This window comes from Streptomyces sp. NPDC046379 (assembly GCF_055587785.1).
In genome coordinates this window covers 264,097-286,317 of sequence record NZ_JBVJFP010000009.1, presented here as the reverse complement: position 1 = coordinate 286,317, position 22,221 = coordinate 264,097, and the positions used below count along the sequence as shown (strand labels likewise).

20 protein-coding genes and 1 tRNA gene are annotated in these 22,221 nt (G+C 72.9%); 4 read left to right on the top strand and 17 right to left on the bottom strand.

The window, feature by feature from the left end; genetic code table 11:
• Positions 1–91: 91 nt before the first annotated feature.
• From yajC to pgsA, 11 genes are all read right to left on the bottom strand, one after another.
• On the bottom strand, positions 92–559 hold the full coding sequence (gene yajC, locus ACZ6KF_RS18385) for a preprotein translocase subunit YajC (protein WP_356627105.1): 468 nt from the start codon (positions 557–559) through the stop codon (positions 92–94).
• Positions 560–723: 164 nt separating this feature from the next.
• Entirely contained in the window at positions 724–1,794 is a 1,071-nt protein-coding gene (ruvB, locus tag ACZ6KF_RS18380; RefSeq protein WP_469239223.1) for a Holliday junction branch migration DNA helicase RuvB, read from the bottom strand.
• A 105-nt stretch (positions 1,795–1,899) separates the two neighbouring features.
• Entirely contained in the window at positions 1,900–2,505 is a 606-nt protein-coding gene (ruvA, locus tag ACZ6KF_RS18375; protein ID WP_469176389.1) for a Holliday junction branch migration protein RuvA, read from the bottom strand.
• Entirely contained in the window at positions 2,502–3,050 is a 549-nt protein-coding gene (ruvC, locus tag ACZ6KF_RS18370) for a crossover junction endodeoxyribonuclease RuvC (RefSeq protein WP_356627102.1), read from the bottom strand. The genes ruvA and ruvC overlap by 4 nt, the downstream gene beginning before the upstream one ends.
• A 123-nt stretch (positions 3,051–3,173) precedes the next feature.
• A complete protein-coding gene (locus tag ACZ6KF_RS18365) occupies positions 3,174–3,926 on the bottom strand; it encodes a YebC/PmpR family DNA-binding transcriptional regulator (protein WP_356627101.1) in 753 nt (250 codons plus the stop codon).
• A 47-nt stretch (positions 3,927–3,973) separates the two neighbouring features.
• A complete protein-coding gene (pdxT, locus tag ACZ6KF_RS18360) occupies positions 3,974–4,582 on the bottom strand; it encodes a pyridoxal 5'-phosphate synthase glutaminase subunit PdxT (RefSeq protein WP_356627100.1) in 609 nt (202 codons plus the stop codon).
• An 11-nt stretch (positions 4,583–4,593) separates the two neighbouring features.
• On the bottom strand, positions 4,594–5,499 hold the full coding sequence (pdxS, locus tag ACZ6KF_RS18355; RefSeq protein ID WP_356627099.1) for a pyridoxal 5'-phosphate synthase lyase subunit PdxS: 906 nt from the start codon (positions 5,497–5,499) through the stop codon (positions 4,594–4,596).
• A 122-nt stretch (positions 5,500–5,621) separates the two neighbouring features.
• On the bottom strand, positions 5,622–6,161 hold the full coding sequence (locus ACZ6KF_RS18350) for a LemA family protein (protein ID WP_356627098.1): 540 nt from the start codon (positions 6,159–6,161) through the stop codon (positions 5,622–5,624).
• Between the two features lie 365 nt (positions 6,162–6,526).
• Positions 6,527–7,690, bottom strand: coding sequence for a glycosyltransferase family 4 protein (locus ACZ6KF_RS18345; protein ID WP_469159167.1), 1,164 nt, complete (start codon positions 7,688–7,690; stop codon positions 6,527–6,529).
• Entirely contained in the window at positions 7,687–8,592 is a 906-nt protein-coding gene (locus ACZ6KF_RS18340) for a phosphatidylinositol mannoside acyltransferase (RefSeq protein WP_356627096.1), read from the bottom strand. Before ACZ6KF_RS18340 ends, ACZ6KF_RS18345 begins: the two co-directional genes overlap by 4 nt.
• Positions 8,589–9,281 (bottom strand): phosphatidylinositol phosphate synthase, encoded by a 693-nt coding sequence (pgsA, locus tag ACZ6KF_RS18335; RefSeq protein WP_469159166.1) that lies wholly within the window; start codon positions 9,279–9,281, stop codon positions 8,589–8,591. The genes ACZ6KF_RS18340 and pgsA overlap by 4 nt, the downstream gene beginning before the upstream one ends.
• A gap of 257 nt (positions 9,282–9,538) precedes the next feature.
• On the opposite strand from pgsA, the gene ACZ6KF_RS18330 reads away from it, so the two are divergent.
• Together ACZ6KF_RS18330 and ACZ6KF_RS18325 are read left to right on the top strand one after the other, a co-directional pair.
• Complete coding sequence (locus ACZ6KF_RS18330; protein ID WP_469239221.1) at positions 9,539–11,737, top strand: elongation factor G-like protein EF-G2; 2,199 nt, start codon at positions 9,539–9,541, stop codon at positions 11,735–11,737.
• Positions 11,738–11,922: 185 nt separating this feature from the next.
• Entirely contained in the window at positions 11,923–13,584 is a 1,662-nt protein-coding gene (locus ACZ6KF_RS18325) for a hypothetical protein (RefSeq protein ID WP_356627093.1), read from the top strand.
• A gap of 120 nt (positions 13,585–13,704) precedes the next feature.
• Here the strand turns inward: ACZ6KF_RS18325 and ACZ6KF_RS18320 are convergent, their stop codons facing one another.
• The 4 genes from ACZ6KF_RS18320 to ACZ6KF_RS18305 form a co-directional block, all read right to left on the bottom strand.
• Positions 13,705–14,253 carry an HIT family protein gene (locus tag ACZ6KF_RS18320; RefSeq protein ID WP_469159164.1) on the bottom strand — a complete coding sequence of 183 codons (549 nt, stop codon included), beginning with the start codon at positions 14,251–14,253 and terminating at the stop codon, positions 13,705–13,707.
• Positions 14,254–14,343: 90 nt separating this feature from the next.
• On the bottom strand, positions 14,344–16,320 hold the full coding sequence (thrS, locus tag ACZ6KF_RS18315; RefSeq protein ID WP_469239219.1) for a threonine--tRNA ligase: 1,977 nt from the start codon (positions 16,318–16,320) through the stop codon (positions 14,344–14,346).
• Positions 16,321–16,417: 97 nt separating this feature from the next.
• The gene (locus ACZ6KF_RS18310) at positions 16,418–17,632 is read right to left on the bottom strand and encodes a hypothetical protein (RefSeq protein WP_469239217.1); all 1,215 of its coding nucleotides are present in this window, start codon (positions 17,630–17,632) and stop codon (positions 16,418–16,420) included.
• Positions 17,629–18,195 (bottom strand): DUF4365 domain-containing protein, encoded by a 567-nt coding sequence (locus ACZ6KF_RS18305; RefSeq protein WP_469176399.1) that lies wholly within the window; start codon positions 18,193–18,195, stop codon positions 17,629–17,631. Before ACZ6KF_RS18305 ends, ACZ6KF_RS18310 begins: the two co-directional genes overlap by 4 nt.
• A gap of 179 nt (positions 18,196–18,374) precedes the next feature.
• Between ACZ6KF_RS18305 and ACZ6KF_RS18300 the strand changes: the two genes are divergently transcribed.
• On the top strand, positions 18,375–19,100 hold the full coding sequence (locus tag ACZ6KF_RS18300) for an exonuclease domain-containing protein (RefSeq protein ID WP_469159160.1): 726 nt from the start codon (positions 18,375–18,377) through the stop codon (positions 19,098–19,100).
• An 85-nt stretch (positions 19,101–19,185) separates the two neighbouring features.
• Here the strand turns inward: ACZ6KF_RS18300 and ACZ6KF_RS18295 are convergent.
• Together ACZ6KF_RS18295 and ACZ6KF_RS18290 are read right to left on the bottom strand one after the other, a co-directional pair.
• Positions 19,186–19,257: transfer RNA gene (locus tag ACZ6KF_RS18295), tRNA-Val, on the bottom strand.
• A 39-nt stretch (positions 19,258–19,296) separates the two neighbouring features.
• Positions 19,297–19,743 (bottom strand): SRPBCC family protein, encoded by a 447-nt coding sequence (locus ACZ6KF_RS18290; RefSeq protein WP_469239215.1) that lies wholly within the window; start codon positions 19,741–19,743, stop codon positions 19,297–19,299.
• Between the two features lie 96 nt (positions 19,744–19,839).
• Between ACZ6KF_RS18290 and ACZ6KF_RS18285 the strand changes: the two genes are divergently transcribed.
• Entirely contained in the window at positions 19,840–22,221 is a 2,382-nt protein-coding gene (locus tag ACZ6KF_RS18285) for an SCO7613 C-terminal domain-containing membrane protein (protein ID WP_469239213.1), read from the top strand.

The window sequence follows — 22,221 nt, the reverse complement described above, 5'->3', positions numbered from 1 at the left end:
GGGCGGGCGGCCATGACATGGTGTGGGGATCCCGTGCGGGGTGCGCATGTCCTGGTGCGCTCGAGCCCGGCCGGCGCACTGCGGGACATGACTACTTCGCGTCGGTGTCGCCGTCGGTCTTCTTCGGCTGGGCGTCCGTCTTCGGCGCGTCCTCGGCGGCGTCCTTCTTGCCGAGGTCGACGGAGGTGTCGTCGGCGGCGGCCTGCTCGTCGGTCTCGGTGAGGGAGGAGGCGTCGTCCGGGACCACGTCGGCGTCGGACTTCAGGTCGTGCTCGACGCCGTGGACGATGCGGTTGTACTCGTCGTCCGAGAGGACGGCGCCGATGGAGCTCTTGGCGAAGAGCAGTTCGACGCCCGGGCCGGCGTCGAGGAGGACCGTGTCCTCGTTGACCTCCTTGACCGTCGCGTACATGCCCCCGATGGTGCGGACGCCGGAACCGGGCTGCATCTGGTTCCGCATGTCGACGGCGGCCTGCTGCTTCTTCTTGGCCGAGCGGGTCATCAGGAACATGGCCCCGATGAGCACGATGAACGGGAGGAGGGTCACGAGGCTATTCACGGGACGATTTTCCTTCGCACGACCGCGCAGGTGAGCGGCCTGTTGGCTGGGGGTGTGTCTGCCGCCGCGGAGAGGCGGCATCGGCGGAGTCTAAGCGAGTCCGCGCGCAGGGAACAACGCTCAGCATGGCATCGGGGTTCCTGCGGGGGCGAATGCCCGCGCTGTCACGCCCCGAACAGGTCCTGTTGTCCGTTTCCCGGGGACGCGAAGCGGGGCGGAGTGAGGCCGAGATGCGCCCATGCCGCGGGGGTGGCCACCCGGCCGCGCGGGGTGCGGGCGAGCAGGCCCTCCCGGACCAGGAAGGGTTCGGCGACCTCCTCGACGGTCTCGCGTTCCTCCCCAACCGCGACGGCGAGGGTGGACAGGCCGACCGGGCCGCCGCCGAACAGCTTGAGCAGGGCGTGCAGGACGGCGCGGTCCAGCCGGTCGAGCCCGCGGGCGTCGACCTCGTAGACCGCGAGGGCCGCCTCGGCGATCTCGCGGGTGATGATCCCGTCGGCCTTGACCTGGGCGTAGTCCCGGACGCGGCGCAGCAGGCGGTTGGCGATGCGGGGTGTGCCGCGGGAGCGGCCGGCGATCTCGGCGGCGCCGTCGGCGTCGATCTCGACGTCGAGCAGGTGCGCCGAGCGGTGCACGACCCGCTCCAGCTCGGCGGGTTCGTAGAACTCCATGTGCGCGGTGAAGCCGAAGCGGTCGCGCAGCGGGGGCGGCAGCAGGCCCGCGCGGGTGGTGGCGCCGACCAGGGTGAAGGGGGGCAGTTCGAGGGGGATGGCGGTGGCGCCCGGGCCCTTGCCGACGATGACGTCGACGCGGAAGTCCTCCATCGCCATGTACAGCATCTCCTCGGCGGGCCGGGACATGCGGTGGATCTCGTCGAGGAAGAGGACCTCGCCCTCCTGGAGGGAGGACAGGATCGCGGCGAGGTCGCCGGCGTGCTGGATCGCGGGGCCGGAGGTGATCCGGATCGGGGCGCCCATCTCGGCGGCGATGATCATCGAGAGGGTGGTCTTGCCGAGGCCGGGGGCGCCGGAGAGCAGCACGTGGTCGGCGGTGGCGCCGCGCGCGCGGGCGGCGCGCAGCACCAGGTCGAGCTGCTCGCGAACCTTCTCCTGGCCGATGAACTCGCCGAGGTCCTTGGGGCGCAGGGCGGCCTCGACGGCCTGGTCCTCACGGTCGGCGACAGATCCCACCAGCCGGTCGTCGGCGGTGCTGTCGGTCGTGTCGTCCCAGTTCATGGAGTGTGCCTCGGGGTCGCGGTCGGGTGGTTCGTACGGGCTGGGCGGCGCCCTCGCCGGGGTGGTTTCCGGCCGTTCCGGCGCGCCGGTGCGCGGGCCGGCGCGTCAGCGGGCCCTGTTGAGGGTCTGCAGCGCGGCCTTGAGCAGCGCGCCCACCTGGGGCGCGCCCCCGGCGGCCTCGGCCTGGGGGGTGACGGCGGCGACGGCCTCGTCGGCCTCGCGGGTGGCGTAACCGAGGCCGATGAGGGCGGCGTGCAGCTGGTCGCGCCAGCCCGTGGCGGCGGCGCCGGCCGCCGCGGGGGCGCCGGTGGGGGCGCCGAGGCGGTCCTTCAGCTCCAGCAGCAGCTTCTGGGCGCCCTTCTTGCCGATGCCGGGGACGGCGGTGAGCGCCTTCTCGTCGGCGGTGGCGACGGCCCGGCGCAGCGCGTCGGGGCTGTGCACGGCGAGCATGGCCTGGGCCAGGCGGGGGCCGACGCCGCTGGCGGTCTGGAGCAGTTCGAAGACCTGGCGCTCGTCGTCGTCCGCGAAGCCGTACAGGGTGAGGGAGTCCTCGCGGACCACCAGGGATGTGTGCAGCCTGGCGGGCTGCCCCGTGCGCAGGGTGGAGAGGGTGTTCGGCGTGCACTGGACGGCCATGCCGACGCCGCCGACCTCGATCACCGCGGCGTCGGGGGCGAGTGCGGCGACGGTGCCGCTGACGAAGGCGATCATGCCGTACGGCCTTTCGATGCGATCGGGTGGGCGGCCGTGTGCCGGGCGACGGCCTGCTGGAGCCGGTTGTGGGCGGGGGCGCGCCAGATGTGGCAGATGGCGAGGGCCAGGGCGTCGGCGGCGTCGGCGGGTTTCGGCGGTGCGGCGAGTCGCAGCAGGCGGGTGACCATGGCGCCGACCTGGGCCTTGTCGGCGCGGCCGCTGCCGGTGACGGCGGCCTTGACCTCGCTGGGGGTGTGCAGGGCGACGGGGATGCCGCGGCGGGCGGCGCAGAGCATGGCGACGGCGCTGGCCTGGGCGGTGCCCATGACGGTGCGGACGTTGTGCTGGCTGAACACCCGCTCGACGGCGACGAATTCGGGCCGGTGTTCGTCCAGCCACCGTTCGATGCCCTGCTCGACGGCGACGAGTCGCTCGCCCAGTTCGGCGTCCGCGGGCGTGCGGACGACGCCGACGCCGAGCATGGTGAGCGGCCGTCCGGCGACGCCCTCCACGACGCCGACGCCGCACCGGGTCAGCCCCGGGTCCACCCCCAGCACGCGCACGTCGCCCCCTCCCTTCGCTCTCCTGTTTGGGCAGGCTATCGGGTGCCACCGACAACGCCCGGCAAGACGACGGGCCGACGGGTGTGTCCCGTCGGCCCGTTGAGCCGTGCTCAGCCCGCGCGGTTACGCGTCGACCTTCTCCATGATCTCGTCGCTGACGTCGAAGTTGGCGAAGACGTTCTGGACGTCGTCGCTGTCCTCGAGCGCGTCGATCAGCTTGAAGATCTTCTTGGCGCCCTCCTCGTCCAGCTCGACCTGCATGGTCGGGACGAAGTTGGCGTCGGCGGACTCGTAGTCGATGCCCGCGTCCTGGAGGGCGGTGCGGACGGCGACCAGGTCACCGGGCTCGCTGATGACCTCGAAGGTCTCGCCGAGGTCGTTGACCTCCTCGGCGCCCGCGTCCAGGACGGCGCCGAGGACGTCGTCCTCGGTCAGCTCGCCCTTGGGGACGATCACCACGCCCTTGCGGTTGAACAGGTAGGACACGGAGCCCGGGTCGGCCATGGAGCCGCCGTTGCGGGTCATGGCGACGCGGACCTCGGAGGCGGCGCGGTTGCGGTTGTCGGTGAGGCACTCGATGAGCACCGCGACGCCGTTGGGGCCGTAGCCCTCGTACATGATCGTCTCGTAGTCGGCGCCGCCGGCCTCCAGGCCCGCGCCGCGCTTGACCGCGGAGTCGATGTTCTTGTTCGGAACCGACGACTTCTTGGCCTTCTGGATGGCGTCGTACAGCGTCGGGTTGCCCTCGGGGTCCGCACCGCCCATCCGGGCCGCGACCTCGATGTTCTTGATCAGCTTCGCGAAGAGCTTGCCGCGCTTGGCATCGATCACGGCCTTCTTGTGCTTCGTCGTGGCCCATTTAGAGTGGCCGGACATCTGCCTGTCTCCTTCGCGTAACCCATCTCTGCAACGACGCAGGAATCCTACAAGGCCCCGGCCGCCCGGTTTGCGCGCACCATGTCCACGAAGAGGCCGTGGACGCGGTGGTCGCCCGTCAGTTCCGGGTGGAACGACGTCGCCAGCGCGTTGCCCTGGCGCACCGCGACGATGTGGCCGTCGTGCTCGGCGAGCACCTCGGCGCCCGCTCCGACGGACTCCACCCAGGGGGCGCGGATGAAGACGCCCTCCACAGGATCGCCCGCCACGCCCTTCACGTCGAGGGCGGCCTCGAAGGACTCGTTCTGTCGCCCGAAGGCGTTACGGCGCACGATCATGTCGATGCCGCCGACGGTCTCCTGGCCCGAGCGCGGGTCGAGGATCTTGTCGGCGAGCAGGATCATGCCGGCGCAGGTGCCGTAGACGGGCATGCCGTCGCGCACCCGCGCGCGCAGGGGGTCCATCACGCCGAACAGGACGGCCAGCTTGGAGATGGTGGTGGACTCGCCGCCGGGCAGGACCAGGCCGTCCACCCCGGCGAGCTCCTCGGGGCGCCGCACCGGCCTGGCCACGGCGTCGGCCGCGGCCAGGGCGACGAGGTGCTCCCGGACGTCGCCCTGGAGGGCCAGGACGCCGATGACGGGGGTGTCGCTCATGTCGGTGCGTCCTACCAGCCGCGGTTGGCGTAGCGCTCGGTCTCGGGGAGGGTGTCGCAGTTGATGCCGACCATGGCCTCTCCCAGGTTGCGGGACGCGTCCGCGATGATCTTCGGGTCGTCGTAGAAGGTGGTCGCCTTCACGATGGCGGCGGCGCGCTTGGCCGGGTCGCCGGACTTGAAGATGCCGGAGCCGACGAAGACGCCCTCGGCGCCGAGCTGGCGCATCAGGGCCGCGTCGGCCGGGGTGGCGACGCCGCCGGCGGAGAACAGCACCACGGGGAGCTTGCCCAGCTCGGCGACCTCCTTGACCAGCTCGTAGGGGGCGCGCAGCTCCTTGGCGGCGGCGTACAGCTCGTTGTTGTCGTAGCCGCGCAGGCGGGCGATCTCGTTCTTGATCTGGCGCAGGTGGCGGACGGCCTCGACGACGTTGCCGGTGCCGGCCTCGCCCTTGGAGCGGATCATGGCCGCGCCCTCGGCGATGCGGCGCAGGGCCTCGCCGAGGTTGGTGGCGCCGCAGACGAACGGGGTGGTGAAGGCCCACTTGTCGGAGTGGTTGACCTCGTCGGCGGGGGTGAGGACCTCGGACTCGTCGATGTAGTCGACGCCGAGGGACTGCAGGACCTGGGCCTCCACGAAGTGGCCGATGCGGGACTTGGCCATGACCGGGATCGAGACGGCGTCGATGATGCCCTCGATCATGTCCGGGTCGGACATGCGGGCCACGCCGCCGTCCTTGCGGATGTCGGCCGGCACGCGCTCCAGGGCCATGACGGCGACGGCGCCCGCGTCCTCGGCGATCTTGGCCTGCTCCGGGGTGACGACGTCCATGATCACGCCCCCCTTGAGCTGCTCGGCCATGCCGCGCTTCACACGGGCGGTGCCGGTCTCGGGAGCCTGGTTCTGGGTGCTGGACACGGGTTGACCTCACTCGGTGGAAAGAAGGTTGCTGCCCGATCGAGGAAACGTGAACACAGCAGTCCACAGCAAGGGCCAATGGACACCCTGTGGACTCTTTTCGGGGGACTCCTCCGGTGGTCTCAGGTCCGGTCGACCAGAGCCGCCGGCGGCTCGTCGTCCATCTCGAAGGCCAGCGGGAAGGGGGCGTGACCGGCCAGCCGGAACCAGCGCACCTTGCGGTGCTGGCGCAGCCGCCGGGCCGCGCCCACGGCGTCGTTGTGGAACCGCCGCGCCATCGGCACCCGGCGTACGGCCTCCGTCAGCTCCCGCGCCGCCTCCTCACCGCCGGGAGCCGCGCGCACGGCCTCGACCTGCGGCGCGTCGGCGAAGACGGCCCGCAGCGCCTGGCTCAGCTCGCTCTCGGCGACCTCCCGCTGCTCCTCCTCGGCCTGCCGCGCCGCGTGGGCGGCCTCGTACAGCACGATCGACGCGGCCGGATCCAGCACCCCGGAGGTGGCCAGTTCCTGCGCCACGGAAGCCCGCCGCAGCAGTTGCGCGTCGAGCGCGGCCCGCGCGGCGTCGATCCGGGCATGCAGCCGGTCGAGCCGCCCGGCGGTCCAGCTGAGATACAGCCCGACCGCCGCGAGCCCGACGAGGATCCAGACGAGGGTGGAGTACACGGGCGGCAAGGCTACCGGTCGCACCACGGGGGCCGCGCCGCCGGGCGCTCCCGGATCGGCGGCCTCGCGCGCGGCCGGTGCGCCCGATGCCCGGTGCCGGCCCTGGGTGGGCGAGGTGGCCGGGGCGAGGGCGGGCCGCATCCCGCCTCCTGGACCGCGGCTTCCGCGGCGTCGGCCGCCCGGGTCGTGGACCCTCAGCGGCGGACGGCCCTTGCGTGGCAGGCCCCGCGGGGAACGCCGGTCACGGCTGCCCAGCCCGGCAGCGCGCACGGCGGCCCGCCCGTCGGCCCGCGTGCGGCCCCGCGCCGGGCCGCGGTGGCCGTCGCACGGGACGCGGCCACCCGCCCCCGCAGGCGCTGCCCGGCTCAGTCCCGCGCCAGCCCGAGCCGTGCCCGCAGCCCCGTGGCCCGGTCGTCCGTGGCCACCGCCGCCGCGCCCGCCGTCACCGTCTCGTAGACCGACAGGATGTCCGCGCCCACCGTCGACCAGTCGAAACGGCGCACATGGACGCTGCCCCGGTCGCGGAGTTCGGCACGGCGGCCCGGGTCGGCCAGGAGGCGCAGGGCCGCCTCCGCGAGGGCGTCGGCGTCCTCGTTGGCGAAGAGTTCGCCCGCGGCTCCCCGGTCGAGGACCTGGGCGAAGGCGTCCAGGTCGGAGGCGAGGACGGGGGCGCCCGCCGACATGGCCTCGACCAGGATGATGCCGAAGCTCTCGCCGCCGGTGTTGGGCGCGACGTACAGGTCGACGCTGCGCAGCAGACGCGCCTTGTCCTCGTCGCTGACCATGCCCAGGAACTCCACGCGGGGGCGCAGCGCGGCCGGCAGGGACTCCACCGCCTCCTCCTCGTCGCCCCGGCCGGCCACCAGCAGGCGGGTCCCCGGGCGCTCGGCGAGGATGCGGGGCAGGGCGCGCATCAGCACCGGCAGGCCCTTGCGGGGCTCGTCGATGCGGCCTATGAAGCCGATGGTGTCGCCCTGCCACTCGGGTCTGGGCTCCGCCTTGGCGAAGAAGTCCACGTCGACGCCGTTGGGGATCACCACCGCGTCCCCGCCGAGGTGTTCCACCAGCGTGCGCCGGGCGTACTCGCTCACCGCGATCCGGGCGCTGATCTTCTCCAGGGCGGCCTGGAGGATGGAGTACGCGGCGATCATCGCGCGCGAGCGCGGGTTGGACGTGTGGAACGTGGCGACGATCGGGCCCTGCGCGGCCCAGCAGGCCAGCAGCCCGAGCGACGGCGACGTCGGCTCGTGGATGTGGATCACGTCGAACGCGCCGTCGTGCAGCCACCGCCGTACCCGCGCCGCCGACAGGAAACCGAAGTTGAGGCGGGCCACCGAGCCGTTGTAGGGCACCGGCACCGCGCGTCCGGCCGAGACGACGTACGGCGGCAGCGGGGTGTCGTCGTCGGCCGGGGCGAGGACGGACACCTCGTGCCCGAGCCGCAGGAAGTACTCGGCGAGGTCGCGGATGTGGAACTGGACGCCGCCCGGCACGTCCCAGGAGTACGGGCAGACGATGCCGATCCTCACGCGGGCCCCTTCGCGGGGTCGAGGTCGGCGACCCACAACCGCTGCAGCATGTGCCAGTCCTCCGGGTGCTCGGCGATGCCGGTGGCGAAGGCGTCTGCCAGCGCCTGTGTCATCACAGACGTCTTCTCGGCCCGGCTGCCTGACTCCGGTACCTCGATCGGGGGATGCACCCTGCCCCGCATCATCGAGTCGTCGTACCAGAGGTTCGCCGGCAGCAGCGCCGCGCCGGTCTGCTGCGCCAGCAGCGCCGGTCCCCCGGGCATCCGCGCGGTCTCGCCGAAGAAATCCACCTCGACGCCGGTCGCGGACAGGTCCCGGTCGGCGACCAGGCAGACCAGGCCGCCCCGGCGCAGCCGCCGTGCCAGCGTGCCGAAAGCCTCGCCGCCGCTGTGCGGCAGGACCTCCATGCCGAGGCCCTCGCGGTAGGCGACGAAACGGTCGTACAGCGTCTCCGGCCTGAGCCGCTCGGCGACCGTGGTGAAGGGGATGCCGAGGTGGGTGGTGACCCAGGCGCCGGCCAGGTCCCAGTTGGCCAGGTGCGGCAGCGCGAGGATCGCGCCCCTGCCGGCGGCCATGCCGTCGGTCAGGTGGTGCAGGTCCTTGACGTCGAGGCCGTCCCGGATCCGCTCGGGGCTCCAGGCCGGCAGCCGGAAGGACTCCATCCAGTAGCGCAGGTAGGAGCGCATGCCCGCGCGAGAGAGCTGGGCGAGCCGCTGCGGGGAGGCGCCGGGCACCACGCGCGCGTAGTTGGCCTCCAGCCGCAGCACTCCCTGGCCGCGCTGCTTCCAGGCGAGGTCGGCGATGGTGCGGCCGAGCCGTGCGGCGGCGGGCTCCGGGAGGTTCTTGACCGTGCTCCAGCCCAGCCCGTACAGGGCGTCCGTCAGCCGGTCGCGGGCGCTCATGTGGTCGCCTCCCTCCCGCGGGAGGCGTTGCCGGCGTCGTCCCGCGCGGCGCCCTCCCGCGCCTCCGCCTCGGCGGACTCGCGCCGGACGGTGACGACCCGCTGCACCAGGGTGACCAGGCTGCCCGCGGCGACGATCCACAGCGCGACCGGCAGCAGCACGTCGATGCCCGGCACGCCGAACGCGTGCAGCCCCGCCAGACCCGCCGCGACCAGGGAGATCACCAGCCGCTCGGCGCGTTCGACGAGCCCGTTGACCGCGACCGGCAGGCCGATCGACTCGCCGCGGGCCTTGGTGTACGACACCACCTGGCCGCTGGCCAGACAGAAGATCGACACCGCGCACAGCACGTTGTCGTCGCCGCCGCCCGCGTACCACAGCGCGAACCCGCCGAAGATCGCCCCGTCGGCGACCCGGTCCAGCGTCGAGTCCAGGAACGCGCCCCACCGGCTGCTGCGGCCGAGCTGGCGGGCCATGTTGCCGTCGACCAGGTCGGAGAAGACGAACAGCGTGATGACGACCGTGCCCCAGAAGAACTCGCCCCGCGGGTAGAACGCCAGCGCACCGGCCATCACACCCGCGGTCCCGATGAGCGTGACCGTGTCGGGGCTGACGCCCCGGCGGATGAGAAACGCGGCGAACGGTGTGAGGACACGCGTGAAGAATGCACGCGCGTACTTGTTCAGCATGGCCTTCCCGAGGGTCGCTGCGCCGCGCGGCCCCTGCTGGCCGCCGGCTGGCCCATCGTAGCCACGCGCGCGGGCGGGCGACGGCCGGGCACCCGGGCCCGCCGCACGGCCGCGGGCGACGGGTTCCGGTCCCTCGTATGGACGACCGGTGACGGGAGTGGAAAGCTCGAAGGATCGCGGGCGCCGCAGAAGCCGCTCGCACACGGCTCTCGCGTGCCCGCGCCCGCAGTGACCTCACCGTGCACGGGAGGCAAGTCATGGGCGACAAGGCGCACACCCACCCCGGAGCCGCCGGCAGGGCAGTGGCGGCCGACCATCCCGCGTCCGTACGGAATGTGGTGCTGGTCGGCCACTCCGGATCGGGCAAGACGACGTTGGTGGAGGCTCTCGCGCTGACCGCGGGCGCCGTGAACCGGGCGGGCCGCGTGGAGGACGGCGGCACCGTCAGCGACTACGACGACATCGAGCACCGGCAGCAGCGCTCCGTACAGCTGTCCCTGGTGCCCGTCGAATGGGACGGCATCAAGGTCAACCTCCTCGACACCCCCGGCTACGCCGACTTCGTCGGGGAGCTGCGGGCCGGTCTGCGCGCGGCGGACGCGGCCCTCTTCGTCGTCTCGGCCTCCGACGGCGTGGACGGCGCCACCCGCATGGTGTGGGAAGAGTGCGCGGCCGTCGGCATGCCGCGCGCGATCGTCGTCACCCACCTGGAGGCCGCCCGCGCGGACTTCGAGGAGATGACCCGGATCTGCGCGGGGGCCTTCGGCGGCGACGACCCCGACGCCGTGCTGCCGCTCTACCTGCCCCTGCGCGGACCCGCGTCGCCCGACGGGCACGCGCCCGTGACCGGGCTGATCGGGCTGCTCACGCGGAAGCTGTTCGACTACTCGGGCGGGGAGCGCGCGGAGTCCGAACCGGTCGGGGACCAGCTGCCGCTGATCGAGGAGGCCCGCAACCGTCTGATCGAGGGCATCATCGCCGAGAGCGAGGACGAGACCCTCATGGACCGCTACCTGGGCGGCGAGGAGATCGACGTCACGACGCTGATCGAGGATCTGGAGCGGGCCGTCGCGCGCGGCAGCTTCTTCCCCGTGCTGGCCGCCGCCCCCGCCCCCGAGGGCGCCCGGCAAGGGCTCGGCACGGTGGAACTGCTCGATCTGGTCACCCGCGGCTTCCCCACCCCGCTGGAGCACGGCACCCCGCGCGTGACCACCGTCGACGGCCGGCCCCGCGAGCTGCGCCCGTGCGACCCCGAGGCCCCGCTGGTCGCCGAGGTCGTCCGCACCTCCTCCGACCCGTACGTCGGCCGGCTCTCCCTGGTCCGCGTCTTCTCCGGCACCCTGCGCGCCGACCAGACGGTCCACGTCTCCGGGCACGGGCTGACCGACCGCGGCCACGAGGACCACGACGTGGACGAACGCATCGGCGCCCTGTCCACGCCCTTCGGCAAACAGCAGCGCCCGGTCTCCCACGTCATCGCCGGCGACCTGGCCTGCGTCGCCAGGCTGAGCCGCGCGGAGACCGGCGACACCCTCTCCGCCAAGGACGACCCGCTGCTCATGGAGCCGTGGGACATGCCCGACCCGCTGCTGCCGCTGGCCATCGAGGCGCACAGCAAGGCCGACGAGGACAAGCTCTCCCAGGGGCTGGCCCGCCTCGTCGCCGAGGACCCCACCATGCGGCTGGAGCAGAACCAGGACACCCGTCAGGTCGTGCTGTGGTGCCTTGGCGAGGCGCACGCCGACGTGGCCCTGGAACGGCTGCGCAGCCGCTACGGCGTCCAGGTCGACGTCGTACCGCACCGGGTGTCGCTTCGGGAGACCTTCGGAAGCAGGGCGTCCGGACGCGGGCGGCACGTCAAGCAGTCCGGCGGGCACGGGCAGTTCGCCATCTGCGAGATCGAGGTCGAGCCGCTGCCGGGCGGTTCGGGCATCGAGTTCGTGGACAAGGTCGTCGGCGGCGCCGTGCCGCGGCAGTTCATCCCGTCGGTGGAGAAGGGCGTCCGGGCCCAGGCCGCCAAGGGCGTCGCCGCCGGATACCCGCTCATCGACGTGCGGGTGACGCTGCTCGACGGCAAGGCGCACTCGGTGGACTCCTCCGACGCCGCCTTCCAGACGGCCGGCGCGCTCGCCCTGCGGGAGGCCGCGGCGAGCGCGAGGATCCACCTGCTGGAACCGGTGGCCGAGGTGAGCGTGCTGGTCGGCGACGAGTACGTCGGCGCCGTCATGAGCGATCTGTCGGGCCGGCGCGGCCGGGTCCTCGGCACCGAACAGGCGCCCGGCGCACGTACCTTGGTCCGGGCCGAGGTGCCCGAGATCGAGATCGGCCGCTACGCCGTGGACCTGCGCTCCCTGTCGCACGGCACCGGACGCTTCAGCCGCGGGTATGCCCGGCACGAGCCGATGCCCGCCCAGGTCGCCGAAAGGCTGCGCCAACACGAGCGCCAGGTCGCCTAGTCGGGGCGCAACGCGACCCAAGTGACCTGTGGGGCGGGCTTGCCCGCACTCGGCGGACGGCTTCGGTCGTCCGCCGACGAATGTCCGCGCCTGCGGATACGCTGTTGACGGCCTGATCAACAGGTGTGCGGAGCACGGAAGTCGGGAAGGCCGCAGGACGACAGTGGCGGCGATCGGGGGCGGGAATGACCGTTGACGGCGGTTACGCGGACAGCTTCGGGCCGCAGGTGCCGCGTACGGGCGACGAGGGCCAGACGGCCACGTACGCGCTGGCCTCGGCGGCCTACCGGGACAACGAGGTCGAGGAGATACTCAAGGCCAACAACGAGTGGCACAAGTCGACCGTGAAACCGGGCCGGAGGTGGGCCCGGATCTTCCGTCCCAACCTGGGCGAGGCGTTCTCCCGTGCGGTGGTCGACCGCATGCTCGGCGCCGGGCGCAAGCCGCTCATCCAGTCCTTCGGCATCGAGCCACAGGTGGTGGTCGAGCACTGCCTCGCCGCCAACCGCATCCGCCGCGAGCGGGACAACATGCTCGCGATCATCATGGTGCTGTGCGGCGTGCTCGTCCTGCCCGGCCTGCTGGTGTGGCTGCTGGTGTTCACGCTGCGCACCACCGTCGCCAAGCGCGAGGACAAACGCGCCTCCACGTTGGCGACCGTGCTGCTGTTCGCCGTGGGCGCGCTGGCCCTGCTGTTCGTGCTGCGCATGCCGTTCGGCGGCTTCTGGGGCTGGTACGGACGCGCGGCGGTCGTCCTCCCGGTCGTCGGCTGGTTCTGGGCCAAGCGCATCTGCGAACGCACCGCCGTCGACCTGCGGGCACGCTGGGAGAGCCTGCTGTCCGGCGGCAGCGTAGGCGCCAAGGTGCCCGAGGCCGTGCCCAGCAACCCCGGCGAGACCGCCGCCGAAGCGCTGCGCCAGTCCCTCGCCCGGCTCGGCGCCGAGCAGCGGTCCAACTCCGTCTTCTACGCCGGCCCCAAGGGCATCCTCGGCATGGGCACCCGCTGGGGCGCCTGGCAGCTCGCCGAGGACCTGGCCCCGGCCGATCCCGACCGGGAGATCCACCCCTTCCGCAGCTGGGACGTGATCCGCTCCATCCACGACCAGCTGCGCATGCTGGAGCGCGGCCCGCTGAACACCGGCGGCTTCCCGACCCCGTCGATACGCCACTGGATCGTCACCCCGGTCGGTGAGAACGCGGGCTCGGTGTCCCGGCCCGAGGGCACGGACGTCGAGGCGTACCAGGTCAAACCGCACGCCATACAGGACATCTGCAACAAGCAGCAGTTCGGCAGCGGCGACCGGCACTACCTGGGCGTCCAGTGGACGCTGTGGGACGGCCAGCTGGTCATCACCATGATGATCACCGTGACCGTGCTCTACGAGACCCTGCGCATCGAGGTCACCGGACATGCCCTCGGCCCCGTGCACGGGCTGTTCACGTCGAAGCCGGAGGCGAAGGAGAAGGAGGTGCAGAAGTCGCTGAAGCGGTGGGAGACCCGGAAGATAAAGCTCCCCCTGGTCGACACCGACGAGGTCGTACGGCTCGCGGCCCGCGCCCCCCTGACCTGGTATCCCCCGCTGCTGAACTGGCTCGGCGGCACCCTCGCCCTGCCCGAGCCGTTCGGCCTGCGCCACGCCTGGGCCGACAAGCCCTGGCGGCACCGGTTCATGGCCGACGACGCGCTGCGGGCGGCGACGCCGGTACTGCGGGTGGTGCACGCGGCGGCGATCAAGGTGCTGAAGGAGAACGGCGTGGACACGGAGAAGTTCGGCACCCGCTCGGCGTTCCTCAGCACGGCCGTGCAGGACGCGAGCCCGCGCAAGGCGGACGTGTACGACGCGTAGGCCCTCCGGCCGGCCGTCGGGCCGACGGGGCCCGGAGCAGCGCTGCGCTCCGGGCCCCGTCGGCCCTCGTCCCAGGCGCCGGACGGGCGGAGAGCGACGGCCCCGGCCGTCACGTGGCCGTCATGCCTTCGGCCAGGCCTCCGCCAGCATCTTGCGGGTGTCGGCCAGCAGCTGCGGCAGCACCTTCGTGTGGCCCACGACCGGCATGAAGTTCGTGTCGCCGCCCCAGCGCGGGACGACGTGCTGGTGGAGATGGGCCGCGATGCCGGCGCCGGCCACCGAGCCCTGGTTCATCCCGATGTTGAACCCGTGCGCGCCGGACGCCGCGCGCAGGGCCGTCATCGCCTGCTTGGTCAGCTCGGCCAGCTCGGCCGTCTCCTCGACGGTGAGGTCGGTGTAGTCGGCGACGTGACGGTAGGGCACGGTCATCAGGTGGCCGCCGGTGTACGGGTACAGATTGAGCACCGCGTACACCCGCTCCCCACGCCTCAGGATCAGACCGTCCTCGTCGGACTTCGCCGGGATCGAGCAGAAGGGGCAGCCGTCGTCGGCGCCCGGGCCGCTCGGCTTGTTCTCACCCTGGATGTAGGCCATCCGATGGGGCGTCCACAGACGCTGGAACGCGTCCTGCGTGCCCACTCCCCACTGCTGTTCCGGCTCACTCGTCATGCGTGCAGCATATGGCGTGCCGCCGGGAGGACGGGAAAGGCCCCCGGGAGTTCCCGGGGGCCGGAAATCCCCGCACCGGCGGGGACCGCGTCACACCTGCACGCGACGCTCCACCACGTCGACGAGCTTGGCGATCGCCTGGTCGCGCGGGATGCCGTTCTCCTGTGAACCGTCGCGGTAGCGGAACGACACCGTCCCTGCGTTCATGTCGTCGTCCCCAACGATGATCATGAACGGCACCTTCTGCTTCTGTGCGTTGCGGATCTTCTTCTGCATCCGGTCCGACGACGAGTCGACCTCCACCCGCAGGCCCTTCCGCTTGGCCTCCGCGGCGAACTGCTGCAGATAATCGACGTGCGCATCGCCGATGGGGATGCCGACCGCCTGCACCGGGGCCAGCCACGCCGGGAACGCGCCCGCGTAGTGCTCGAGCAGCACCGCGAAGAACCGCTCGATGGAGCCGAACAGCGCGCGGTGGATCATGACCGGGCGCTGCTTGGAGCCGTCGGCGGAGGTGTACTCCAGGTCGAAGCGCTCGGGCAGGTTGAAGTCGAGCTGGATGGTCGACATCTGCCAGGTGCGGCCGATGGCGTCGCGCGCCTGGACGGAGATCTTCGGACCGTAGAAGGCCGCGCCGCCCGGGTCGGGAACCAGGGGCAGGCCCTGCTTCTCCGCGACCTCGCGCAGGGTCTCCGTCGCCTCCTCCCAGGCCTCGTCCGAGCCGACGAACTTCTCCGGGTCCTTGGTGGACAGCTCCAGGTAGAAGTCGGTCAGACCGTAGTCGCGCAGCAGGTTCAGGACGAAGGTGAGGGTCTTGTCCAGTTCCTCGGACATCTGCTCGCGGGTGCAGTAGATGTGCGCGTCGTCCTGGGTGAAGCCCCGGGCGCGGGTCAGGCCGTGCACGACGCCCGACTTCTCGTACCGGTACACGGTCCCGAACTCGAACAGACGCAGCGGCAGTTCACGGTAGGACCGCCCCCGCGCGTCGAAGATCAGGTTGTGCATCGGGCAGTTCATGGGCTTGAGGTAGTAGTCCACGCCCTCGTCGAGCTGCATGGGCGGGTACATGCCGTCGGCGTACCAGTCCAGGTGGCCCGAGGTCTCGAAGAGCGCCCCCTTCGTCGCGTGCGGGGTGTAGACGAAGTCGTACCCCTCCTCCTCGTGGCGACGGCGCGAGTAGTCCTCCATGACGCGGCGGACGATGCCGCCCCTGGGGTGGAAGACGGCGAGGCCGGAGCCGATCTGCTCCGGGACGGAGAACAGGTCCAGCTCGGAGCCGAGCTTGCGGTGGTCGCGCTTCTCGGCCTCGGCGAGGAAGTCCAGGTACTGCTTCAGCTCGTCCTTGGACGGCCAGGCGGTGCCGTAGATGCGCTGGAGCATCGGGTTCTTCTCGCTGCCGCGCCAGTAGGCGGCCGCGTTGCGCATCAGCTTGAACGCCGGGATGAGCCGGGTCGACGGCAGGTGCGGGCCGCGGCACAGGTCCTTCCAGCACAGCTCGCCGGTCTTCGGGTCCAGGTTGTCGTAGATCGTCAGCTCACCGGCGCCGACCTCGACGTCCGCGCCGTCGTCGCTGGAGGCGGCGCCCTTGAGGCCGATCAGCTCCAGCTTGTACGGCTCGCCGGCCAGCTCCTCGCGGGCGGCTTCGTCGGTGACCACACGGCGGGCGAACTTCTGCCCGCGCTTCTGGATCTCCTGCATCTTCTTCTCGATGGCCTTGAGATCCTCGGGCGTGAACGGCTTCTCGACGTCGAAGTCGTAGTAGAAGCCGTCCTTGACCGGCGGGCCGATGCCCAGCTTGGCCTCGGGGAAGAGTTCCTGCACGGCCTGCGCCATGACGTGCGCGGTGGAGTGGCGCAGGATGTCGAGACCGTCATCGGAGGAGATCTCGACGCCCTCGACCTCGTCGCCGTCGCTCAGCTCGTACGCGAGGTCCTTCAGCTCGCCGCCCACGCGCGCGGCGATGACCGCGCGCTCGCCGGCGAAGAGGTCGGCGGCCGTAGTGCCCGTCGTCACCACGCGCTCTTCCCGCTCGGAATCGCGTTGGATGATCACACGGACGTCTGACACCGGTCTCTCCTGACTGACGAATGGATGCGCGGCGTTCCACTGCGCGCGCCACAGCGGATCGTACCGACCCGCGGCCACCGACCGCGAAACGGTTGTGTCAGTCGTCCCCGGCGCAGGCATCCTCGAAGAAGTCGAGATTCTCCTGGAGCGACTTCATCAGCCGGTCCCGCTCCGCCTCGTCCACCTGGACCGGTACGACACCGGAGGCGCCGGTCAACCGCCGGAAGCCGCCGCTGCTGTCCAGCCGCCCGTGCACGCGCACCGGCAGCCCGAGGAGGTGGGCCTGTCCGGCGACGCGGTAGTCCTCCTCGTCGAGGATCACCCGCAGGTGGGGGACCTCGGCGCCGGCCAGGACGCGCAGCCGTACGACGCCGGTGCCGCCCCGCCCGGACCGGCGCATGCGGATCACGTCGCCGGTGACGCGGGCGGGCACGGACGGCTCCTCGCGCAGGTAGCGGGCGCCGGCCTCGCGCAGGGCGGGCAGGTCGCCGGGGGTGAACCCGACGGTCTCGGCGGGGGCGGCGCCGTCGGGGGGTGCGGCGGCGGGCGCCCACTCGACGGCGATCCGGGCGCCCTCGGCACCGCTCACCAGGGCGACGAGGGCCTCGGTGAGCTCCCGGCTGACGCCCGCCCCGACGGCTGCGTCGAAGGCGTCCATGCCGCCGGTGGCGCGCCGGTGGTCGACGGCCTCGCGGGTGGCGTGGAGGGCCTGGTGGAGGCGCAGGGCGAGCGGGCGGCCGGTGCCCACGGGCACGAAGGCGGTCAGGCGCCGGCCGCCGGCCGGGGCGCCGACCAGGACGCTGTCCAGCAGGGCGGCGGCGGAGCGGCGGTGCCGGGCGCCGTGGTAGCCGGCCCGCGCGCGGGTGGCGAGGGCGCCGGCGAGCAGCAGTCGCCGGGCGGCGGTGCGCAGTTGTTCCTCGACGGTCCACGCGGCGACGCCGGCGGGTCCGCAGGGGACGTCGCGCCACCAGTGGATCTCGTCGCTGGGCACGGTGAGGCCGACGAGGACGTCGCGCGCGGCGGGGTCGCTGCTGCGGGTGAGGGCGGTGAGCGCTTCTGCGAGCAGGTCGTCGCTGTCGGGGAAGTCGCGGTTCTCGGGGACGAGCAGGCTGGTGGGGCGGCCGCCGGGTCCGGGCGGGGTCCAGCGGCCGTAGCGTCCCGCGGCCCCGCCGCGGCGCTGCCAGCCGTGCCGGCGCAGCAGGGCGCCGAGGACGGCCGGGTCGACCTGGCCGGGCTCGGGCGGGCGGCTCCAGGGTGCCTCGGGGTGGGGCCGGGCGGTCCTGAGTGGTTCGTGGAGCGGGCGCTGCGTCATGGTCTGCCTCCCGTCCCGACCCGCGTCATGATCTCGCACAGGGCGCGGTCGTCGAAGACGCGTGTGGTCGGTATCCGCACGTTGGTCCGGCGCCGCCCGGTGACCGGGTGTCCGGCGAGGTTGATCCAGTAGCAGCAGTGCCGCAGGTCGAGCCGGTCGTGTCCGGCCCGGAGCCAGTCGTCCTGGGAGCGCGGGACGAGCATGACGACCAGGATCTTGTGCACGGAGACGGGCGTGCGGGCGAGCTTCACGAGGTGCTCGTTGTCGAGCGTGAAGGAGAAGAACCGGCCGGGCGGGTCGGGCGGGATCCGGTAGGTGGCCTTGAGCTGCACCTTGATGGTGACCTCGTCGTCGATCGTGTGCCCGGGCGCGCTGTGGCTGACGTGCCAGTCGATGCCGTTGTCGGGGAAGGGCTGGGAGAGGGAGCAGCCGGCGGCGGCCGCGACGGCGTGCAGATAGCCCACCTGCAGCGTCTCCATGCAGGCGGTGGTGGCGAGGGATCCGCGATGGGGGCCCGGGCGCTCGGGCAGCAGCCCGCCGCGCTCGGGCTGCGCTATCGCCATGACGAGCAGCCTTCCAGGCAAGAGGTGGTGCGGGCGCCGGGTCGAAGGACGCCGCTGAACTGCGAGGACCCGTACTTCTGTTGTCTCCGCGCGGCGTACGGCGCAAACAGCCCGGGTATCACCGAACCGGCAGAAGACGGAACGTCAGCTGCCGTGGGTGAACGAGGAGTTGGGTGCGTATGACGTACTGGCACGAGGGACCACTGGCGGCTTTCGACACGGAGACGACGGGCGTGGACGTCGAGCGGGACCGGATCGTGTCGGCCGCCCTCGTCGTTCAGGAGGCCCCGGGGATGCGGCCCCGGACGCAGCGCTGGCTGGTGAATCCGGGGGTGCCGGTGCCCGCCGCGGCGACGGCGGTGCACGGGCTGACGGAGGATCATCTGGCGCGGCACGGCCGTTGGCCCGCGCCGGTGATGCAGGAGATAGCCGTGGGCCTGGCGGAGCAGGCCGGGGCGGGGCGCCCGCTGGTGGTGATGAACGCGCCGTTCGACCTGACGCTGCTGGACCGGGAGTTGCGCCGCCATCGGGCCTCGTCGCTGGCGCGCTGGTTCGAGTCGGCGCCGCTGCTGGTGCTGGATCCGCGGGTGCTGGACAAGCATCTGGACCGCTACCGCAAGGGCCGCCGTACGCTGACGGATCTGTGCGCGGAGTACGGGGTGGTGCTGGACGGCGCGCACGACGCGGGCGCGGACGCGGTGGCGGCGCTGGAGGTGGTGCGGGCGCTGGGGCGGCGGTACGCGTCGCGGCTGGAGCATCTGTCGCCCGCCGAGCTGCACACCCGGCAGGCGGTGTGGCACGCGGCGCAGGCGCGCGGTCTGCAGGCGTGGTTCTCGCGCAGCGGCAGCCAGGAGGCGGTGGACCCGGCGTGGCCGCTGCGTCCGGATCTGCCGGCGGCGGCGTGAGGCGAAAGCCGCAGGAGCACACGGGAGCCGGCGGGCACGCGAGCATGAAAAAGCCGGTCCGCCACTGCGGACCGGCCTTACCCGGTGGGCGATACTGGGTTCGAACCAGTGACCTCTTCGGTGTGAACGAAGCGCTCTCCCACTGAGCTAATCGCCCGGGAACGCACTGAACAATACAGGTCTCCGCGGGCTTCCTTCAAACGGCTTCGAGGAGGGCGGTCAGTCCGCGGTGTCCGGAGCGCATCATGAGCCGGTGGTTGGCGCGGAACAGCGGACGTCCGGGCACGGCGAAGCGTCTGAGCAGCGGCTTGTGGACGTCGACGACCTGGTCGTAGCGGGCGAGGGCGCCGGTGCCGTCGGGGGTGATCGTCCAGCGTGCCCAGCCGTCGAGGTCGCCGGTCATCGCGATCTCCAGGACGCCGGCCTCGGGGTCGCGGCGGGTCTCGCGGGCGGTGAAGGTGAGGTCGTAGGGCAGGAGGGAGCGGATGCGCAGGACGCCGGTGGCGGGGTCGAGGCGGGTGACCTCGCGGACCTGGCGCCACCACCGGGGGTAGTCCTCGACGCGTACCAGTGCCTCGTACACGGCGGCGGGCGGCGCGGGCAGGGCCCACAGGCTGCGGAAGCGGTAGTGCGTCCAGTCCATGGGGAGAGTGTGCCCGCGGGTCGGAGCGGTATCTGAGTACGTCCCTGAGTACCGGCGCTCATGTCCCGGGGGGTGACGCGGGACACACTCCGGTGCATGACGCACAATCCGCCTCCGGCCGAGGAGCTGCGGCTCCTGGATGCCGAGCTGTGGCGACTGGACGCCCGCCGGGCCCAGTTGCTGGCCCGCCGTGCCCGGCTGCTCGCCTCTCTCCAGCAGGCGGTGCCGCTGCCGCCTGCGCCCCCTGCCGTGCCCGCTCCGCCGCGCCCCGAGACGTCCGCGCCGGGTGTCCAGAACGTCCTGCTGCTGCTCGGCGGGGTGCTGCTGACCGTCGCGGCGATCGCGTTCACGCTGGTGGGCTGGGGTGAGCTGGGGATCGCCGGGCGGTCGCTGGTGCTCGGCACGGCCACGGTGGCGGTGCTGGCCACGCCGGTGGCGCTGCTGCGGCGGGGGCTGCGGTCGACGTCGGAGGCGGTGGCGGGGCTCGGGCTGGCATTGACCGTGCTGGACGCCTACGCGCTGCACGAGGTGGCGCTGCCGGCGACGGACGGTACGGCGTACACGGCGGTGGCGTCGGCGGTGCTGGCGGGGCTGTGGGCGGCGTATGCGCGGGTGCTCGGCCGTCCTGTCGGCTCCGCGTCCAAGGGCGCGGCCGGTCTGAGGCTTCCGCTGCCGTGCGCGTCGGCGGCGGCGCAGCTGACGCTGCCGCTGGGGGCGGTGGCGGCCACTTCGGGGACGTACTGGGTGACGGCGGCGCTGCTGGTGACGGCAGCGCTGGACATGGCTCTCGCACTGCGTACGGGTGTCCGGCCGCTGCGGATCACCGCGGCGGTCGGCGCGTACGGAGCGGGCGGTCTGGGCGTGCTGCAGGCGGGCTGGCTGTCCGGGACGGCGGGCGGCCTCGGGGCGGCCTGCGGCGCGGGGGTGCTTGTGCTGCTGGCGGCGGCGACCGCCCTGACCGCCGGGTGGCGGCTGCCGAAGGCGGGCGCCGCGCTGGGGCATGCGACAGCAGGCGGTCTGCTGCTGGTGGTGGCCTTCGGCGGGGTGCTGCGGGTGTTCGTGCCGGGCGACTGGCTCGTCCCGGCTCTTCTGGCGTGCGGTGTCGCTCTGTTGGCGGCGCTGGGCGCGGCGCGGCTTCCCGGGCCGGTGCGGCACGGGCTGCTCTGGGCGTCGGGGCTGGTGCAGGGGCTGGCGGCGTTGTGGGCGCTGCCGCTGGTGATCGTCGTGCTGGCGGGTCCGCTCACCTGGCTGGAGCGGCCCTGGTCCGGGGTGCCGGCGGACGCCCGTGCCGCGGTGACGCCGGGTCTGGCGTGGCCGCCGCTCGCGGGGCAGGCCCTGGTGGTCCTCGCGGCCCTCGCCGCCGTGCTCGCCCTGGCGGTGCGGGACGCGGCATGGCGAGCGCGGGCGATGACCGGATCGCTGGCCCTGGCGTGCGCCGTGGCGCTCGCTGCGCCGGCGGTGCTCGGACTTCCCTACGCGGTGGGGCTGTTGCCGGCCGGTGCGATGGCGGTGGCGGCCTTCCTGCTGCCCCGGCGGGAGACGGCCGTCGCGCTCTCGCTGGTCGCCTCGGTCCATCTCGCCCTGCTCGCCCTGGCCTCGCGGGGCGCCACGCTGACCGTGCTGCCGGCGCTGACCGTGCTGTTCGCGGTGGCGGCGTGGCGGTCGCGGACGATCCCGGTCACGGCCCCGGTCGCGCTCGGGTACGGTGCGGCGCTGGCCGGTGCGGCGGGCGCGGCGGCGGGCTGGGCGGCGCCGCACACGGCGCTGCTGGTGATGGCGGTCCCGGCGGTGGCGGCACTGCTCGCCGCACGCCTCGGCGACTCCCCCGCGACCGTGCCGGTGGAGGCGACGGGTGCGGCGGCGGGCGCGGCGGCGCTCGGGCTCGCGGTGACCGACCGGCCGGTCCTCGCGCTGGTGCTGGGCCTGTGCGGGGTGATCACCGCGGCCACGGCGCTCCGTCCGGGGCGCCGGGAGGCCGGTTACGCGGCGGCGGTGCTCTTCGTCCTGGCCACGTGGGTGCGGCTGGCCGCGTGGGAGGTGACCACCCCGGAGGCGTACACGCTGCCGGTGGCGGTCCCGGCCCTGCTGGTCGGCGTGGTGCGCAGGCGCCGGGACGCCACGGCGTCGTCCTGGACGGCGTACGGTCCGGGGATCGCCGCCGCGCTGGCGCCGAGCCTCCTCGCGGTGTGGGGCGACCCGCAGTGGCAGCGCCCGCTGCTGCTGGGCGCTGCCGCCCTGCTGGTCACCCTGCTCGGCGCCCGGCATCACCTCCAGGCCCCGCTGGTGCTCGGCGGCGTGACGCTGGCGCTGACCGCGCTGCACGAACTCGCCCCGTACCTGGTTCAGTTGGCCGGGGCGCTCCCCCGCTGGGCGCCTCCCGCGCTCGCCGGTGCGCTGCTGCTCGCGCTGGGTGCGACGTACGAGCGGCGGATCCGGGACGTCCGGCGGGTGCGGGAGGTGCTGGGGAGGATGGGCTAG